General features: G+C 68.1%; 19 protein-coding genes. 10 read left to right on the top strand and 9 right to left on the bottom strand.

From position 1 onward, the window contains the following. Window positions 1-14 precede the first annotated feature (14 nt). Entirely contained in the window at window positions 15-671 is a 657-nt protein-coding gene (locus ACZ4NB_RS01845) for a TetR/AcrR family transcriptional regulator (protein ID WP_467657636.1), read from the bottom strand. 135 nt (window positions 672-806) lie between these two features. On the opposite strand from ACZ4NB_RS01845, the gene ACZ4NB_RS01840 reads away from it, so the two are divergent. From ACZ4NB_RS01840 to ACZ4NB_RS01820, 5 genes are all read left to right on the top strand, one after another. Continuing rightward, window positions 807-1,550: an SDR family NAD(P)-dependent oxidoreductase gene (locus ACZ4NB_RS01840; protein WP_467657634.1), complete on the top strand. Its 744-nt coding sequence runs from the start codon at window positions 807-809 to the stop codon at window positions 1,548-1,550. A gap of 27 nt (window positions 1,551-1,577) precedes the next feature. Beyond that, the gene (locus ACZ4NB_RS01835) at window positions 1,578-2,021 is read left to right on the top strand and encodes a VOC family protein (RefSeq protein WP_467657633.1); all 444 of its coding nucleotides are present in this window, start codon (window positions 1,578-1,580) and stop codon (window positions 2,019-2,021) included. Further along, window positions 2,018-2,764, top strand: a complete 747-nt coding sequence (locus tag ACZ4NB_RS01830) for an SDR family NAD(P)-dependent oxidoreductase (protein ID WP_467657632.1) — start codon at window positions 2,018-2,020, stop codon at window positions 2,762-2,764. The genes ACZ4NB_RS01835 and ACZ4NB_RS01830 overlap by 4 nt, the downstream gene beginning before the upstream one ends. Window positions 2,765-2,813: 49 nt before the next feature. Continuing rightward, window positions 2,814-3,110 (top strand): alpha/beta fold hydrolase, encoded by a 297-nt coding sequence (locus tag ACZ4NB_RS01825; protein ID WP_467657630.1) that lies wholly within the window; start codon window positions 2,814-2,816, stop codon window positions 3,108-3,110. A gap of 300 nt (window positions 3,111-3,410) precedes the next feature. Then, window positions 3,411-3,812, top strand: coding sequence for a nuclear transport factor 2 family protein (locus tag ACZ4NB_RS01820; RefSeq protein WP_053924797.1), 402 nt, complete (start codon window positions 3,411-3,413; stop codon window positions 3,810-3,812). Here the strand turns inward: ACZ4NB_RS01820 and ACZ4NB_RS01815 are convergent. Together ACZ4NB_RS01815 and ACZ4NB_RS01810 are read right to left on the bottom strand one after the other, a co-directional pair. Next, entirely contained in the window at window positions 3,735-4,031 is a 297-nt protein-coding gene (locus ACZ4NB_RS01815; RefSeq protein ID WP_467657629.1) for an MmyB family transcriptional regulator, read from the bottom strand. The genes ACZ4NB_RS01820 and ACZ4NB_RS01815 overlap by 78 nt on opposite strands. A gap of 66 nt (window positions 4,032-4,097) precedes the next feature. Continuing rightward, window positions 4,098-5,069 (bottom strand): alpha/beta fold hydrolase, encoded by a 972-nt coding sequence (locus tag ACZ4NB_RS01810; protein ID WP_467657628.1) that lies wholly within the window; start codon window positions 5,067-5,069, stop codon window positions 4,098-4,100. A 149-nt stretch (window positions 5,070-5,218) separates the two neighbouring features. Between ACZ4NB_RS01810 and ACZ4NB_RS01805 the strand changes: the two genes are divergently transcribed. From ACZ4NB_RS01805 to ACZ4NB_RS01790, 4 genes are all read left to right on the top strand, one after another. Beyond that, window positions 5,219-5,506 carry a hypothetical protein gene (locus ACZ4NB_RS01805; protein WP_467657626.1) on the top strand — a complete coding sequence of 96 codons (288 nt, stop codon included), beginning with the start codon at window positions 5,219-5,221 and terminating at the stop codon, window positions 5,504-5,506. A 515-nt stretch (window positions 5,507-6,021) separates the two neighbouring features. After that, window positions 6,022-6,996 (top strand): zinc-dependent alcohol dehydrogenase family protein, encoded by a 975-nt coding sequence (locus tag ACZ4NB_RS01800; protein WP_467657625.1) that lies wholly within the window; start codon window positions 6,022-6,024, stop codon window positions 6,994-6,996. Window positions 6,997-7,068: 72 nt separating this feature from the next. Next, a complete protein-coding gene (locus ACZ4NB_RS01795) occupies window positions 7,069-7,686 on the top strand; it encodes an NADPH-dependent F420 reductase (protein ID WP_467657624.1) in 618 nt (205 codons plus the stop codon). A gap of 57 nt (window positions 7,687-7,743) precedes the next feature. Continuing rightward, window positions 7,744-8,751 (top strand): zinc-binding dehydrogenase, encoded by a 1,008-nt coding sequence (locus ACZ4NB_RS01790; protein ID WP_467657622.1) that lies wholly within the window; start codon window positions 7,744-7,746, stop codon window positions 8,749-8,751. Window positions 8,752-8,852: 101 nt separating this feature from the next. Here the strand turns inward: ACZ4NB_RS01790 and ACZ4NB_RS01785 are convergent, their stop codons facing one another. Next, complete coding sequence (locus ACZ4NB_RS01785) at window positions 8,853-9,569, bottom strand: TetR/AcrR family transcriptional regulator (RefSeq protein WP_467657621.1); 717 nt, start codon at window positions 9,567-9,569, stop codon at window positions 8,853-8,855. Between the two features lie 116 nt (window positions 9,570-9,685). On the opposite strand from ACZ4NB_RS01785, the gene ACZ4NB_RS01780 reads away from it, so the two are divergent. Further along, window positions 9,686-10,393, top strand: coding sequence for an NAD(P)-dependent oxidoreductase (locus tag ACZ4NB_RS01780; RefSeq protein WP_053924791.1), 708 nt, complete (start codon window positions 9,686-9,688; stop codon window positions 10,391-10,393). 60 nt (window positions 10,394-10,453) lie between these two features. Here ACZ4NB_RS01780 and ACZ4NB_RS01775 read toward each other — a convergent pair whose 3' ends face one another. From ACZ4NB_RS01775 to ACZ4NB_RS01755, 5 genes are all read right to left on the bottom strand, one after another. After that, a complete protein-coding gene (locus tag ACZ4NB_RS01775) occupies window positions 10,454-10,663 on the bottom strand; it encodes a hypothetical protein (RefSeq protein WP_467657620.1) in 210 nt (69 codons plus the stop codon). A 703-nt stretch (window positions 10,664-11,366) separates the two neighbouring features. Continuing rightward, the gene (locus tag ACZ4NB_RS01770; RefSeq protein ID WP_467657619.1) at window positions 11,367-11,648 is read right to left on the bottom strand and encodes a carbamoyltransferase C-terminal domain-containing protein; all 282 of its coding nucleotides are present in this window, start codon (window positions 11,646-11,648) and stop codon (window positions 11,367-11,369) included. 266 nt (window positions 11,649-11,914) lie between these two features. Further along, window positions 11,915-12,265: a UBP-type zinc finger domain-containing protein gene (locus tag ACZ4NB_RS01765; RefSeq protein WP_053924787.1), complete on the bottom strand. Its 351-nt coding sequence runs from the start codon at window positions 12,263-12,265 to the stop codon at window positions 11,915-11,917. Continuing rightward, window positions 12,262-13,722, bottom strand: a complete 1,461-nt coding sequence (locus ACZ4NB_RS01760) for an ATP-binding protein (RefSeq protein WP_467657617.1) — start codon at window positions 13,720-13,722, stop codon at window positions 12,262-12,264. Before ACZ4NB_RS01760 ends, ACZ4NB_RS01765 begins: the two co-directional genes overlap by 4 nt. Continuing rightward, entirely contained in the window at window positions 13,719-15,395 is a 1,677-nt protein-coding gene (locus ACZ4NB_RS01755) for an NAD(P)/FAD-dependent oxidoreductase (RefSeq protein ID WP_467657615.1), read from the bottom strand. The genes ACZ4NB_RS01760 and ACZ4NB_RS01755 overlap by 4 nt, the downstream gene beginning before the upstream one ends. Window positions 15,396-15,445: the final 50 nt, after the last annotated feature.

The raw sequence follows: 15,445 nt of genomic DNA, 5'->3' as shown, positions 1-15,445 counted from the left end.
GATCAGAGTCGCGGCTATCCCGGCGAAGGCAAGGAATGCGAGGTTTGGTGATCGTGGTCGCCGTGGGGTGTTCCGTCTCGGTCTGGGATGGCGGCGTCGACCAGGGTGGCGGCTACGGTGCGGGCCGCGGTTTCGGCGCTGGGGTCGCGGTCCAGCCAGGCGCTGATCCCGGCACCGTCGTAGAGCAGTACCAATTGGTGGGCGAGTGACTTCGCGTCCTTGGCGCCTGCCTGCTGGGCGAGGTCGAAGAAGAGTTCGTGCAGCCAGGTGCGGTAGTCCTGCGCGGCCTGTTCGACGACACCACCGGGTGGGGCGTCGGCACTCGCGCTGATGAACGCGCAGCCACGGAATCCCGGCTCGGTGAACGAGAGACCCTGCACCTCGAACGCGCCGACCAGGCGCTCCTTCGGGGTGTCGTAACGGGTCTCGAGTTCGTGTGCCATGCGCTCGGCGGTCGCGGCGTGCCGTGCCTGCAGGTAGGCGCGGACCAGGCCGTCCTTGCTGCCGAATGCGCTGTACAGCGTTGCTTTCGCGACTCCGGCGTGCTCGATGACGCGGTCGATCCCGACCGACTGGACACCCTCGGCGTAGAACAGCTCGTTGGCGGCGGCCAGCAGTCGCGCCCGCGCTGCCGCGCTGCGTTCCTTCGGTGACAGCACCTTGTCAGACATACCCGCATAGTAGCAGACAGGTCTGTCTGTCTTTATTGGTCGCGCGTTCCTCTTGACATATTCAGACCGGTCTGTCTAGGTTTGAGGTGTTACCAGACAGACCGGTCTGGATGACAAATTTGGAAGGTGCATCCCATGTCTGTGGAGCACGAAAACCTCGAACTGCATCCCATTACCGCCCTGGTCACCGGGGCCACGTCCGGCATCGGCCGGGCGGTCGCCAAGCGGCTCGCTGCCGATGGAATGTCCGTTGTCGTGGTCGGCCGCAACGCTCAGCGAGGTGCCGGGGTCGTCGACGAGATCACCGCGGCCGGCGGCCACGCCCGGTTTGTCGAGGCGGACCTTGAGGACGCGGCCGGCATCGACCGACTCGCCGGCGAGGTCGGCGAGATCGACGTCCTGGTCAACAACGCCGGGCAAGCCATCTGGGCACCTACCGAGGAGATGAAGGTCTCCGAGTACGACGCGATGTTCGCCAGCAACGTCCGCGCGCCGTTCTTCCTCGTCGCCGCGTTCGCCCCGGCGATGGCGGCGAAGGGATCGGGCGCAGTGATCAACATCGGCAGCATGGCCGGCAGCCTCGGCCTGGCCACCGGCGCCGCGTACGGCGCGACCAAGGCCGCGCTGGCGGCACTGACGCGGGGCTGGACCGCCGAGTACAGCGGCCGCGGCGTCCGCTTCAACACCGTCGCCCCCGGACCGGTCTACACCCGGCCCGAGGCCCGCGACCTTTTCGACGCGCTCGCCGAGACCACCGCGATCAAGCGCGCTGCAGAGCCCGAAGAGATCGCCGAGGTCGTCGCCTTCCTCGTCTCGCCGAAGGCCGGCTACGTCACCGGCGCGACCATCGCCGTCGACGGCGGCCGCACCGCCATCTGAACCTGCCTGCCCTGAGAGGCAACGTTCATGAGGAGCACCGTGTGCGGACTGAGCGTCGACGCCGCCGACGCCGAGAACCTCGCGTACTTCTGGGCCGAGGCACTCGGGCGGAACGTCACCCCGAGCACGAGCCCCGAATTCCCCACACTCGACCCGGACGGGGCCACCCCGCGGCTGAGCATCCACCAGGTCCCCGAGCCGCAGTCAGTGAAGAAGCGGCTCCACCTCGACCTCATCAGCCCCCTCTTCGAGGCCGAGCCCCAGCGGCTGATCGTGCTCGGCGCGTCCCGGATCCGCGACGTCACTCAGGGCTTCGCCCGCTGGACGACGTTCGCCGACCCCGAAGGCAACGAGTTCGACCTCGTCACTGGCCGAGACGTGAAAGGCAGCCAAGGAGTATGCACCCGCGTCTGGGCGAACGCGTCTGAGACCAGGTCGCCCGGCAGTACAGAAGCACAGGAGTTGAAATGAACAAGCCCGTCATTCTGATCACCGGAGCGCTCAGCGGCATCGGCCGCGCCACCGCCGTCGCCTTCGCCAAGAAGGGCGCGAAGGTGGTCGTTGCCGGTCGACGCGATGAGGCCGGCAAGGCGCTCGCCGAGGAGCTGCGCTCTTTCGGTTCCGAGGCCGAGTTCATCAACGCGGATGTCCGCAAGGAGGATGACATCCGCGCTCTGGTCGACGAGACCGTCGCACAGTTCGGCCGTCTCGATGTCGCGGTGAACAATGCCGGCACCGAAGGCCAGGTCGGCCCGATCACGGAACAGACCGCGGAGACCTATGCCGCGACGTTCGACACGAATGTTCTCGGCGTGATCCTGAGCATGAAGCACGAAGTGCGCGTCATGCAAGGACAGGGCAGCGGAGCCATCATCAACATCTCCTCGACCTACGGGCACGAGGGTGCGGCGGGAGCCTCCCTCTATGTCGGCAGCAAGCATGCCGTCGAAGGCATCACCAAGTCCGTGGCGCTCGAGCTCGCCAAGTCTGGAATCCGCGTGAACGGCGTGGCGCCTGGTCCTACAGACACCGGCATGCTGACCCGCTTTACCGGCATACCGGAGAACAAAGCGGCTCTGGTGGCGGATGTTCCGTTGGGTCGCCTCGGCCTCCCTAAGGAGCTTGCCGACGCGATCGTTTTCCTTGCATCGGACGAAGCTTCATTCATCACCGGGCATATTCTCAACGTCGATGGCGGTCACACCGCCAACTGACCTGTCCAGGCGCGGAGGTTCGCTCCGCGCCCGGTTGACCTGGCCGTGAGTGGAACTGTTCTTCAGGCTTCTGGCGCACGCAATCAGCAAGGTGAGACGAGCTGCGTCCCAGCGAGTTTCACTGATCCACGCCGATCGGCGATGCCGGTCTCGCAGGGCCGCCGGCGTCGCCTCCAGCGGCGGCCGGACTCCCGACACCATCGAGCAGATGGCGCGGGACGCCGAGGCGTTCATTGATGCCCTCGGCCTTACCGTCATCGACGTTCTCGCCCACTCCATGGGTGGTCTGGTGGGGCAGCAGGTCGCCCTCGACCGTCCCGAACTGGTGCGCAAGCTGGTGGTCTGAACCGCGCCCCGCGGCGGACTGGGCCTGGGAGCCATGCCCCCCCGAGACCGAGGCGCTCTTCTTCGAGACGTACACCGGCAGGAGGAATCGCCCAGCTCATCCTCTACCCCGACGCGAACCACGGTGCTCATCACCAGTACCCCGAGCTGTTCGTCAAGCACGCCAAACTCTTCCTCGATTCCGAGTAGGAGTCGGCGAGGATCAGCCGCGTGCGCTCTGCGGCGCGGCGGGTGCAGAAAACCATGTCAATCGACATGATGATGGGCGAGGGGATGCAGGGGCTACCTCGTGGAGGACCACATGACTACTCCCGAACAGAACAAGGCACTGGTGCTGGAAGCGTTCGACGCGCTGTTCAACAAGCGTGACTACGTCGCCGCCGAAGACTTCTGGTCCGAGCGCTACATCCAGCACAGCGCGCACATCGCACCAGGACGCGCGGGTCTGTTCGGCCTGGTCCGCTCGCTGCCGGACACCCTGCGCTACGAGCACCAGTTCGTCCTCGCCGAAGGCGATCACGTCATGCTCTACGGCCGCTTCAGCGGCCAAGGCAGCCCCGCCGCCTCGGTGGCGGCCGACGTGGTGCGCATGGAAAACGGCAAGCTCGCCGAACATTGGGACGTCCTACAGGATGAGGCGACCCACGCCGAGTCCGCCAGCGGCCTGCCGATGTTCGGTGACCACTTCCCGCCCGACCGCTGACCGGCTCCGGTGTGGCCGAGCTGCCGGGGGCAGCGCGCCGAAGTCGGTGAGTACGACGATGGCCGCTGTGTTCCAGGCCAGCAGGTCCTGGCGCCGGCCCGAAATCATCGCGGGGATGTCATGCATGCCGTCGAACAGCTGCCGCAGCTGCTGGTCCACCGAGGTGGCTGTGGAGTGGTCCCGTGATGGCTCGGTGATGTTTGCGGTGGAAAACTCCATCGAAGCCGGCCGTACGCCTTTTACGGTCGCCGGTGGCGCAGGAGGGAACGCCGTCCTGGAGTGCCGTCAGGGCGTGGGGCGCCTCAGTCGGCGGCCCAGGAGGACGGCTCCTGTGCCCGCGATCAACGAGGCGGCGGCGATACCGGTGAGTGCGCTCTCGGCCCTGGATCCGGTGTCGGGCAGCATGGGCCGGGCGGATTCGGCTGCGGTGGCGGCTTGGAGGACGAGGTCGGTGACCGCTTCGGGGTGGGCGATCATGGCCACATGGGAGGAGTCGATTCCCACCGTGTGTGAACCCGCGCGCTTTGCCTCGAAGCGTTCCTGGTCGGGGTTGATGGTCTTGTCCTGCTTCGCGACGAGGAACCACGACGGGATGTGTTTCCAGGCGGCCACCTTTGCCTTCTCCGAGAACGCGGTGGTTGCCACGGGCCGTTGGGTGACCGCCATGAGCCTCGTGGTGCTCTCCGGCAGGTCGGCGGCGAAGACCTGATGGAGTCTGTCGGGCTTGAGGTAGAGGTCGGTCCCGCTGAGGCCGCCGCCGGCCCGGTAGGGGACGGACTTCGTGGCGGTGTCGAGTTCGCTGGGGAACCTGGCGGCCAGGGACATGCCGCTCTCGCCCACGTCGGGCATCAGTGCCGCTACGTACACCAGGGATTTCACCCGGGGGTTGCCCGCGGCGGCCGAGCTGATCAGGGCGCCGCCGTAGGAGTGGCCCACCAGCACGATCGGGCTCTTGATGCTGTCCAGCACGGAGGCGATGTAGGTGGAGTCGTTGTACAGCCCGCGTAGCGGGTTGGCGGGGGCGATGACGGTGTAGCCATGGCGTTCGAGCCGCTCGACCACCCTGTTCCAACTGGAGGCGTCCGCGAACGCCCCGTGCACCAGCACGATGGTGGGTTTGGCCATGGCCGTGGTCGTGCCGCCGTCCGCGGCGGCAGGGGCTGCCACGGTCGTGCACAGGGCCATGGCGCACCCGGCCGCGATGACGTGTGCGCGACGTATTCGGCGCCGTGAGCCGGGGACCGGAAACGCTGCCATGCCGTTCTCGCCTTCTGTGAGACCTATGGCATCCGAGTGTTCAGCCGTACGCACCGGCAGGCGCGGCCACGCACTCAACCGGGTCACAAAAGTGGGCCATGGGGGTGAGTGCCGGAGTCAACGGGTTTCCCAAACCTGCGTCATGAGCTGTGTGTATTCCGAAGACCGTCCAGCGTCGTGCGCAGAGCGCGGGCTCGACTGGATGTCTGCTGCAGAAGCCGTGCCGCTGCGCGAACTTCCGTCCCGACGCCCTGCCCGAGGTGATCACCCGCTATCTGGACGCCCACCGCGCTCATGCCACTGCCACCGCACCCGACCCGGACCACTACCTCGCCACACACCACCTTGAGGGCAACTTCCCTGGCGGGGCAGTGGACCTGCACTACTGCTTTACCCTCAGCGACGGCCTCATCGAGAACCTCGTCATCGAACCCTGACCTGCACCCACGCATGCCCCAGTCGGCAGCACAGCACGCGCCGCGCAGTCCCGCAGGAACAACTTGCCGCAGCGCCTGACCATTGCGAAATCGCCGGCGGCTTCGCGGCCGCCCAGTACGTCACTGACATGGAGGAAACAGACGGCATCAAGTTCCCGACCAAGCGTCGCGCGTATCTGCGCGGGCCCGAGGGAAGTCCCGACACGATCACGTCATGGTGAGCATCGACCTGAGTGACGTGCACTTCTCATGACGTCCTCTGACGCACAGCGGCGCCCATGGCGACCACGTCGACATCGGCACGGCCTGTATCCATGACGCTCAGCAGAGATTCGACGCAGGACGGTCGGCGCGCTCACCTCCCGCCGTCGCCCGGTGAGCCTCTCCCGGCAATTCCGTGGAACAGGTGCGAGCCTGAAGAGCCGCCGAGACGGGAGGTTCAAGCTGCGATGAGAGCGCGTCACTGAGCCATGTCTTCGTCCGCACCGATGTCTCGTAACAAGGAGTGGTGCCCCATGCTCGCCATTCACCTCACCCAGTTCGGGGAGCCGGAGAAGAGCCTGAAGGTTGTGGACGTGCCCGCGCCCCCGGCTCCCACCGCCGGGCAGGCACTGATCCAAGTCGAGTATGCCCCGCTCGACCACCACGACCTCCTCCTGGCGCAGGGCATCTACCCCCTCCGCCCTGAGCTGCCCACCGCCATCGGCAACGAGGGCGTCGGCACGGTCGTGTCCGTAGGGCCCGACGTCACGCAGGTCCGTCCCGGCGACAGGGCCCTGCTTCCCTTCGGCGTCTTTTCCTGGTCCGCGCAGGTCATGGCCAAGGCAGCAGACCTGAGCGTCTTGGACAAGTCCATCGGCCTCGATCAGGCCGCGATGCTCAGCATCAATCCCGTCACCGCGGGGCTCCTGGTCGGCCTGCGCGACCTTCCGGCCGGTTCCTGGGTGGTGCAGAACGCGGCGAACAGCGGGGTCGGCCGGTCCGTCATCGTGTTCGCCAAGGAGCGCGGGCTGCGAACGATCAACATCGTGCGCCGTGCGGAACTCGTGAACGAACTCGAAGACCTCGGCGCCGACGTCGTGGTCGTCGACTCGGCGGACGCCGGCGCGCGCGTGCGGGAAGCCATCGGATCCGATCCGGTACTACTCGGCCTCGACGGCGTCAGCGGAACGGCGACTGCGCTGCTGCTGGACGTGCTGACCGACGGCGCCTTGCTGGCGATCTACGGGTACCTGAGCGGCCGGCCGTTCACGCCCGCCCCGGACGCGCTGCAGACGAAGAACATCACCACGACGGAGTTCTGGATGTACCAGGACGAGTTTCTGCCCCGCCTTCCGGCTCTGAACGCGGAGTCCGCGCGGCTGGTTGCCGAGGGAAGACTCGTCCTGCCCTCCGCGCCCGTCTACAAGGCGGCGGACTTCCCCGAGGCACTCGTGTACTTCCGGAAGAACGGCAAGGTCCTCCTGGACTTCAACCCGCATCGCGCGTAGGCGCCGGCGCACCTGCCGCTGAGGCCGGGACCACCCCGAAAGGCCCCCGAAACACGATCAAGGATGAGCAGCATGACAGCACACAGCACCATCGGCATTCTCGGCGCGGGAGAGGTCGGCCGGGCCGTCGCCGACAAGGCTGTCCGTCACGGACATGAGGTACTCATCGGCAACAGCCGGGGACCGGAGACACTCAAGGCCGTCGTGGCGCAGCTGGGGCCGAAGGCCCACGCGGTGACAGCCGAGGAGGCGGCGCAGCCGGACCTCGTCTTCCTCGCGGTGCCGTTCTTCGCCGTACCGGACCTGACTGGCCTTACCGACTGGTACGGGAAGATCGTCGTCGACACGACGAATCAGTTCGCCGCGGCCAACCCCTGGCGGGGCCGGTACGACGTCGGTGACCTCACGGGCAGCGAATGGGTCGGCGTGCGCCTTCCCGGAGCGCGGATCGTGAAGGCGTTCAACACCCTGTTCGCCGCGTTCATCGCCGGGAACCCCCGGCACGAGGAAGGCCGCCAGGTGGTCTTCTACGCGGGCGACGACGCCGCCGCGAAGGCGGCCGTGGCCGCTTTGCTGGACGCGTTCGGTTTCGCCGCACTGGATCTCGGTGGTCTGCGAGAGGGTGGCCGGCTGATGCAGCTCGACGGCCCGCTCAGCGCACGGCACTTCCTGCTTCAGGATGCCGGCTGACGACCCGGACCTCGGCCACCCCGGGGCCGAACGCCCAGCACACACAGGAGGAGCGTCATGAGCCGTCGTGTCGTCTACACCCGCGGCGGGCCGCCCGCCGACGTCCTGACCGTCATCGAGGAGCCGGAGCCGGCAGCGCCGCAGACCGGTCAAGTACTCGTCCGCACCACCGCGTTCCCCGTGCACCCTGGTGATCTCCAGGCCGTCGAGGCGTATCCAAGGAACAGCGGACAACCGGCCCCCGCCGGCATCGAAGCCACCGGCGTGGTGGAGGCCATCGGCCCGGACACACCGGTGGCACCGGGGGTCGAACCCGGCGCGCGGGTGGCGGTCTTCCCGCACCCGGGCGCCTGGTCCCAGTGGATCATGGCGGCCGCCCGGGTGGTGGTCGCCGTACCAGCAAAAGTGCCCGACGAGGTCGCCGCGCAGATGCTCGTGAACCCGATCACCGCAGTGATGCTGCGCCACGAGGCGGAGGCACACGCCTCCATCGGGTACGACGGTGTTCTGCTGCAGACCGCGGCCGGCTCGTCGGTCGGACGACTGCTGACCGCCGTGTGCCTGGCCCACAGCATCTCGATCGTCGACGTCGTCCGCAGCGAACGCGGTGCCGCGGAACTGCGTAAACGTTTCCCGGACGTGCCGGTGGTGGCGACGGAGCATGCAGGCTGGGCCGATGACGTCCGCAGCGCGGCGGACGGCCGTCCGGTGAGTGTGGCTCTAGATCCGATCGGCGGGAAACTTGCCGAGAGCCTTCTGGACCTGCTGACGCCGGGCGGAAAGCTCATCTGCTACGGGCAGATGGCCGCGGAGCCGATCTCACTGCCCGCGTCGACGCTGCTGCACAAATCGCTGACGCTGCGCGGCAGGAGCATCGGCCGCTGGATGTCAGACGCCTCCGCCGAGAGGCAGGCATCCGACGTCGCCGCCGCGAAGCTGATCGCGATGGCGTTCAAGGACCAGTTCGATGTGGCCGCCACCTACGGTCTCGGTGACCTGGCAGAGGCCGTGGAACACGCGGTACGGCCCGGCAAGGTCGGCACCGTCCTCATCCGCCCCTGGTAACCACCCCTGCGGGCATCACTGCGCCCATGGGAGAGAGCCTCCGGCATCAGCGGCCGGATCGCGCCGCCGGCGTGGCCGGCGGCGGTCTGTCGGGCGAGTCGTCAGGTGTGCTCGGGGATCCCCAACGCTCGTACCACCTGATCGAGTTCCTCCTGGTAGAGCTTTTGCGGGCTGCTGGTCTGGGTGCGCAGGTGGCCGTACACCTCGAGCGATACCAGGCCGTGCAGGCGGGCCCAGAGGCGAAGTGCGAGGGCGACGCCGGCCGGCGGCAGCGCCGGGAAGGCCGGACGGACCTTGTCGAGCAGGCCGGGGTCGAAGTCGGACCACTCGAACCGGCTGTCCCGGTGGAGGTGTTCGGTATGGGGCCAGGCTGCCGCAGCCAGCGCGGTGACGCCGAGGCAGACCCGGCGGGCGGCGTCCGGGGCGGCCCCGCCCTCCGGGGCCTGATAGCCGGCGACGGGGTCGCCGTAGACGAGCCGGAATCCCTCGGGGTTGGCCAGGGCCCAGCCGCGGAAGGCGTCGGACCAGGCCCGGATCCGGGCGGCCGGATCGTCGGGAGGGGCGGCTTCCCACGCGGCGTCCACGACGTCGGCGAGAGCGCCGTACACGTCGCGGATGAGTGCGGTGACAAGGTCGTCGCGGGTCGCGAAGTAGCCGTAGATGGCGTTGGCGGTCATGCCCATCTCGCGGGCGATCGCCCGGAGCGTGATGGCGTCGGGACCACCCGTGGCCATCAACGCCAGTGCCACGCTCTTGATTTCGGCCGTCGTCTCGGCCCGCAGCCGCTCGCGCCGTCCCCGGCTTCCACTACCCGTCACATGAACACAATACAGCGTCACGATTCATGGTGCCGTAGTGAAACTTCACGGCGTATAGTTACTGCACGCCGTCACCGCACAGGGTGCGGTGACCTTCGCATGACCTAGGGGAGACCATGCACATTGGAGTCATTGGAGCCACCGGAACCATCGGCAGCCGGGTTGTCACCGAAGCTCTCGACCGAGGGCACCGCGTCACGGCATTCAGCCGCGACGTTGCACGCCCGAGGGCGGAGGAACGCCGGGAGAACGTCACCTGGGCGAGCGTCGACGCCCTCGACCCGGCGACCATTGCTGCCGTTCTCCCCGGCCTGGACGTGCTGATCAGTGGATTCCAGCCTGGGAACGCGGCCAAGGACTTCTCGGACACCGTGGCGCGCTCGATTGCCGACCCCACGGTGTACGCCACCGCGGCGCGAGCCCTGCTGACAGCCCTGGCCAGCCACCCTCGAACCAGGCTCATCGTGATCGGCGGCGCCGGCAGTCTGGAGATCGAGCCGGGAGTAGTACGCGCCGACTCCGATGAACTGCTGCACGAGAGCCTCGACCAACTCGGACTGCCCCGCGACTACGCGGCAGCGGTGCGCGGCCACCGGGACGCACTGAACGTGCTGCGCACCTCGAACCGGCTGTGGACGTACTTCAGCCCGGCCGAGGAGATCGCCCCCGGCGAGCGCACCGGCCGCTTCCGCATCGGTGGCGACCAGCCCGTCCTGGACGCCGACGGCCGCAGCCGCATCTCGGCGGAGGACGCCGCGGTCGCCCTGATCGACGAGGCCGAACTGCCGCGCTTCGTCCAGCGCCGCTTCACGATCGGCTACTGAGCGAGCTGGTGGGGACGGCCGCCGACACCGGCCGCCCCCACCGTCCAGCGCGGAGAACTCTCAGGTCGGGCGGCATCCATGAACGCCTCCTTGCATGACACGGGCACGGCTCAGCCCCAGGAAGCCGATCTCGCCCGGCGGGTCCGCGGCCTGGACGGCTTCGGTGACATAGGCGGCCTGCACCGCGAGGGCGCGGAAGAGCGCGGGACCGTCGCCCAAGGGCGGACGGTGCTCGTCGAGGACGGAATCGAGGACGTCGACCGTGGCCATGTCGGCGACCCGACTTGGCGGTCCGGTGCGAGTATCTGTGGTCCCGCCGCGCCCTTTTCCTCGGCGCACAGGCGTCCTCGGGCCGCGAGGCAGTCGAGCCGTCGCTGCTCCGCCGTCGCCCAGTGTCCTACTCGCTCAGGGTCGAGGGGCGTGGCGTTGCCGACGCGGAGCTTGGTGGGGCCGAGGGCCCGCATCGTGCGCAGGCTCTCCAGGTTGCCGAGCCTCCCATCGTGGAAGGGCGGGTTGGCTGCCCGCCCCTTGACGACGCCCATCAACGGTGTGGCCACGAAGTCTCCGGCCATCAGGTCGCCGTTGCAGGAGAGGGCGGAGGTCTACCGCCTCTTCGCCGAGGAACTCCCGTACCTGCCCGGCTATCAGCACGCCCGAGTCCATCTCGTCAACGCGTTCACCAAGGAGAGCGGCATGATCTTCCGCCGACGGCAGGCCCGCACGGCTGTCTGCGCGCGCTGGCCCGGGCAGGCGTCGGCCCGGAGCAGCGTCACTCTCACCCATTTCCTCTTCCGGCGTACAGGACGGGGCGGGGGAGCTCTCGGCCGTTGTGGGCGGCGGTTGGCCGGTCACGGCGACGTGCTCTCAGTTTGCGCTGCTCGCCATCTGCTCCAGTTCGAGCCGCCAGCGCTCGCTGAAGCGGTAGGCGCCATCCGTGGTTGCCCGGAAGTTGACCGATTCGGCGGCGGGTGCATTATCGCCGCGGGGTAATGAAGGTGCCATTGACGGCATATCCATCCAGCCCGTGGAGTTCGCCGTATGCAATCAGGTCGCTGGTGCGGTTGATGAACCCGCGTCCCGAATGGTTGAGCGAGGTGTGGCAGAGGACGCTGAATCCGGTCAATTCTCCGAAGGAGATCAGCAGTTCGGCCATTTCCGGGTTCGCCGTCGGGTCGACGGTCTGAGTGCGAGCTGTTCCGTCGACGTGCGTCACTGCCTGCAGTTCGCTGGACTCGACCTGGCTGAAGTACAGCATGTAGGGATCGGGGACCCAGCCGATGATGTTCCCGTCGCGGAGGTAGCGGGAGCGCAGGTCAGCCCGGCGATGCCCTCTCCCACGACGGTGACTCGCATCGGCCGTCCCTCCGTGCGGCTGCGGAACACCCGGCCGACCAGGTGCCACGAGGTCCATCGCCTCGCCATCTTGGCCAGTGCTCGGTTGGGCGGTGCTCGGCTGGGGCACCGGACTGATGCCCTGTCCTCGGCCCGTGTGCCCGCGCGATGAGATCTCAGCCCTTCTGCCTATCCCAGCCGGTCGGCCCAGTCCTCCGGGACTCGTCCCGCGGGGCCAGGGGTGGGCTGATCGGCCGGGTGGCTCTCAGGGGGAGCCAGGGGCGGGCCCGAGGCGTACATCTCCGAGGTCTCGTAGTTGTAGAACCAGGTTTCGCCCGGTTCGAAGCTGCGGATCAGCGGGTGCCCGGTGGCCCGCGCGTGAGCCGTCCCGTGCTTGGCCGGCGAGTCGTCGCAGCAGCCGATGTGGCCGCACTGTGCGCAGCGTCGCAGGTGGAACCACCAGCCGCCGGCCGCGTCGCACTCGGCGCATCCGGTTCCGCTGGGTGGAACCGAGGGGTCGATTCCGTCGGGAGAACTCATGAGGTCTCCTCCTGTGGGGGAGGGGGGTCGGCGGAGGCCAGCGGGAGGCGTACCTGGAAGCGTGTGTCGCCGGGAACGGACTGGAACCGCAGGTCCCCGTTGTGCTTGTTGACGACGATGCGCCATGAGATGTCCAAGCCGAGACCGGTGCCCTCACCTACCGGTTTGGTGGTGAAGAACGGGTCGAAGATGCGATCGCGGAACTCCGCGGGGACTCCTGGACCGGTGTCGCGGAATTCGACGAGTAGATGGTCGCCATCACGCGCGGTCCGTACGGTCAACGTGCCGTCGCCGCCGGTGCTGTCCATCGCCGAGACGGCGTTGTCGATCAGATTCGTCCATACCTGGTTGAGCTCGCCGGGGTAGCCGGGGATCTTCGGCAGGCGGCGGTCGTAGTCCTTGACGACGGTGATGTGGGGACCGATCTTCGCGGAGACCATCAGCAGGGTGCTGTCGAGCAGCTCATGCACATCTGCGAGCTGGTGGGGTGCTCGATCGAGTTGCGAGTACTGTTTGGCCGCGGTCACGAGGGCCGAGACGCGGGTGGTCGACTCCTCGATTTCGTTCATCAACACCTCGATTTCGACAGTGCAGTTGAGCCACCGCACGGCATCTTCGAGGGTGTCCGCGTCCACCGCTGCGGCGACCTGGTCCAGCCAGTCGGTGTCGAGGCCGGCCTGTACGAAGGTCGGCGCGAGCTGCCATCCGTCCCCGATGCCGTGGTCGTCCAGCCAGTCGGAGAGGGTGTCCTCCCGGTCCGAGGCTTCCAGCGGGCTCAGGGCGGTGGCCTTGGCGACGCGTTCGGCGGTGCGTTCTTGGACGTCGATGAGCGTCTCCAGAGTGTCGCGCCGGTACGGGCGTGCCGCGATGATGCCGAGCTTGTGGCGCATCCCGGCAACACGGTCACGGAGCGCGGACGTTGCTCGCACGGCAGCGGCGGCGGGGTTGTTCAGCTCATGGGTCAGACCTGCGGACAGCGATCCGAGAGCCAGGAGCCGTTCTCGCTGGCCGACGGCTTCCTGGGCGCTCTTGGTGCCGAAGAAGAGGCCCTCGAGGAGGTGCACGGCCATGGGAAACCACTCACGCATGATCGCGGCGAAGGTCTCCGCAGGCAGTACGAAGAAGCGTGTGGGCTCAAGAACACGGAGCGAGCTGTTGTAGACCTGCCGCAGGCGGTCGCCCAGATAGGCCTGGAAGGCTCCCGCGTACACCCCGCGGCTGGAGCTGCGGGTGATCTCCACGTCGTAGTCCCCGATCCGGCGCGAGAGAACGATGGTCCCTTCGAGCAGCACGTAGAAGCACGTGGCATCGTCGCCCTCGGCGTACACGGGCCCGGGCTCGAACTCCTCCACACGGCCTTCGCGGCAGAGCCGGGCGATCTGGTCGGGGGCCAGCTTCTCGAACAGGAACAGCGAGCCGAGTTCTTCCTGGCTGCACGGCAGCGGCTGGCCGTTCATGACTGCTCCAGATATCGGTGGGCGAGCATGACGGCCATGGCTCCCTCTCCTACCGCGGAAGCGACACGTTTGGCGGACTCGGCGCGGGCGTCGCCGGCCACGAACACGCCAGGGACGTTGGTCTCCAAGTGGTAGGGCGGCCGGTCCAACTCCCAGCCGGCCGGCGGGCGCCCCTCGGCGGTCAGATCGGGGCCGGTCAGGATGAACCCGCGGGAGTCGCGGAACACCGTGCCCTCCAGCCAGTCGGTCAGCGGGGCTGCGCCGATGAAGACGAACAGCCACTGGGCGTCGACGAGTTCGGTGTGGCCGGTCGCGATGTCGCGCAGGGTGAGCCGTTCCAGTTGCCGCGAGCCGTGGGCGGCGTCGACCACCGTGTTGGTCCTTACGGAGATCGTGGGTGTCTCGTCCACCTGCTGGATGAGGTAGTGCGACATCGACGTGGACAAGGACGGCCTGCGCACCAGTACGGTGACCGACTTGGCGCTCCGGGCCAGGTATATCGCGGCCTGGCCTGCGGAGTTCGCGCCGCCCACGATGTACACGTCATGGCCCTGGCATGCGGCTGCTTCGGTCAGGGCCGAGCCGTAGAACACTCCGCAGCCGGTCAACTCGGCCACGTGGGGTGCATCCAGTTGTCGGTACGACACGCCGGTCGCGAGAATCACGGAGTGCGCGGCGACAGCGGAGCCGTCCGAGAACCGGACGACGCGCGACGCGCCATTGATCTCCAGCCCGGTGACCTCGCACGCGGTCAGTATCTCGGCACCGAACTTCGCCGCCTGACGCCGAGCCCGGTCCGTGAGCTGTGCCCCGGAGACTCCGTCCGGAAATCCGAGATAGTTCTCGATGCGCGAGCTCTGGCCCGCCTGGCCTCCGGTCGCGGAGCGTTCCACGAGGACGGTCCGCAGGCCCTCGGAGGCGCCGTACACCGCCGCACCCAAACCGGCTGGTCCGCCGCCGATGATGACGAGGTCGTAGACGTCGGTTGCCGGGGTCGTCGCCAGGCCGACCCGAGTGGCGAGCTCCCGGTCCCCGGGTTCGATGAGGGCCGTGCCGTCCGGAGTGATCACCAGCGGGAGCCGCAGGCCCTCCTGGCCCGCGGCGCACAGCAGCCGCCGGCCTTCCGGGTCGTCGGACGAGTACCACCGGTACGGCACCTGGTTGCGGGCCAGGAACTCCCGTACGGCCGACGAACGCGCCGACCAGCGGTGTCCGACGACCTTGGTGAGGGGCACCGGCCGGTGGTCGGTGGCCCGCCAGGCCGACAAGAGATCGTCGATGACGGGGTAGAGCTTCTCCTCGGGCGGCTCCCAGGGTTTGAGGAGGTAGTGGTCGAGGTCGACGACATTGATCGCGTCGATGGCCGCATTGGTGTCCGCGTACGCGGTCAGCAGGACCCGCCGGGTGTCGGGGTAGATGTCAAGAGCCTGCTCGAGGAACTCGATGCCGTTCATGTTCGGCATCCGGTAGTCGGCCACGATCACCGCGACGGGGCCGCCGCGCAGCTTCAGCTCGCGCAGGGCGGCAAGAGCGGACTCGCCGGACTCCGCGCGCACAATGCGGTACGACCCGCCGTAGCGTCGCCGCAGATCGCGGGCGACAGCACGCGACACGCCCGGGTCGTCGTCCACGGTCAGGATCACGGTCCGCGCCGGACCGGCGGCCCGATCCATAGGCATCCCGTACCCGAGTCGATGGCCCTTCCGCACCGACTTCACGTGCC

Source organism: Streptomyces sp. NPDC026575 (assembly GCF_055567415.1).
Note: the sequence above shows the minus strand (reverse complement) of the source record. Positions and strands in the feature narration are given on the sequence as shown.

Bases quoted from the DNA above. Each gene is read 5' to 3' on its own strand.
- ACZ4NB_RS01765 (WP_053924787.1), bottom strand. From the start codon at position 12,265: ATGAGTTCTCCCGACGGAATCGACCCCTCGGTTCCACCCAGCGGAACC.
- ACZ4NB_RS01780 (WP_053924791.1), top strand. From the start codon at position 9,686: ATGCACATTGGAGTCATTGGAGCCACCGGAACCATCGGCAGCCGGGTT.
- ACZ4NB_RS01760 (WP_467657617.1), bottom strand. From the start codon at position 13,722: ATGAACGGCCAGCCGCTGCCGTGCAGCCAGGAAGAACTCGGCTCGCTG.
- ACZ4NB_RS01775 (WP_467657620.1), bottom strand. From the start codon at position 10,663: ATGGCCACGGTCGACGTCCTCGATTCCGTCCTCGACGAGCACCGTCCG.
- ACZ4NB_RS01835 (WP_467657633.1), top strand. From the start codon at position 1,578: ATGAGGAGCACCGTGTGCGGACTGAGCGTCGACGCCGCCGACGCCGAG.
- ACZ4NB_RS01770 (WP_467657619.1), bottom strand. From the start codon at position 11,648: ATGCTGTACTTCAGCCAGGTCGAGTCCAGCGAACTGCAGGCAGTGACG.
- ACZ4NB_RS01845 (WP_467657636.1), bottom strand. From the start codon at position 671: ATGTCTGACAAGGTGCTGTCACCGAAGGAACGCAGCGCGGCAGCGCGG.
- ACZ4NB_RS01790 (WP_467657622.1), top strand. From the start codon at position 7,744: ATGAGCCGTCGTGTCGTCTACACCCGCGGCGGGCCGCCCGCCGACGTC.
- ACZ4NB_RS01800 (WP_467657625.1), top strand. From the start codon at position 6,022: ATGCTCGCCATTCACCTCACCCAGTTCGGGGAGCCGGAGAAGAGCCTG.
- ACZ4NB_RS01820 (WP_053924797.1), top strand. From the start codon at position 3,411: ATGACTACTCCCGAACAGAACAAGGCACTGGTGCTGGAAGCGTTCGAC.
- ACZ4NB_RS01795 (WP_467657624.1), top strand. From the start codon at position 7,069: ATGACAGCACACAGCACCATCGGCATTCTCGGCGCGGGAGAGGTCGGC.
- ACZ4NB_RS01810 (WP_467657628.1), bottom strand. From the start codon at position 5,069: ATGGCAGCGTTTCCGGTCCCCGGCTCACGGCGCCGAATACGTCGCGCA.
- ACZ4NB_RS01840 (WP_467657634.1), top strand. From the start codon at position 807: ATGTCTGTGGAGCACGAAAACCTCGAACTGCATCCCATTACCGCCCTG.
- ACZ4NB_RS01830 (WP_467657632.1), top strand. From the start codon at position 2,018: ATGAACAAGCCCGTCATTCTGATCACCGGAGCGCTCAGCGGCATCGGC.
- ACZ4NB_RS01755 (WP_467657615.1), bottom strand. From the start codon at position 15,395: ATGGATCGGGCCGCCGGTCCGGCGCGGACCGTGATCCTGACCGTGGAC.
- ACZ4NB_RS01815 (WP_467657629.1), bottom strand. From the start codon at position 4,031: ATGGAGTTTTCCACCGCAAACATCACCGAGCCATCACGGGACCACTCC.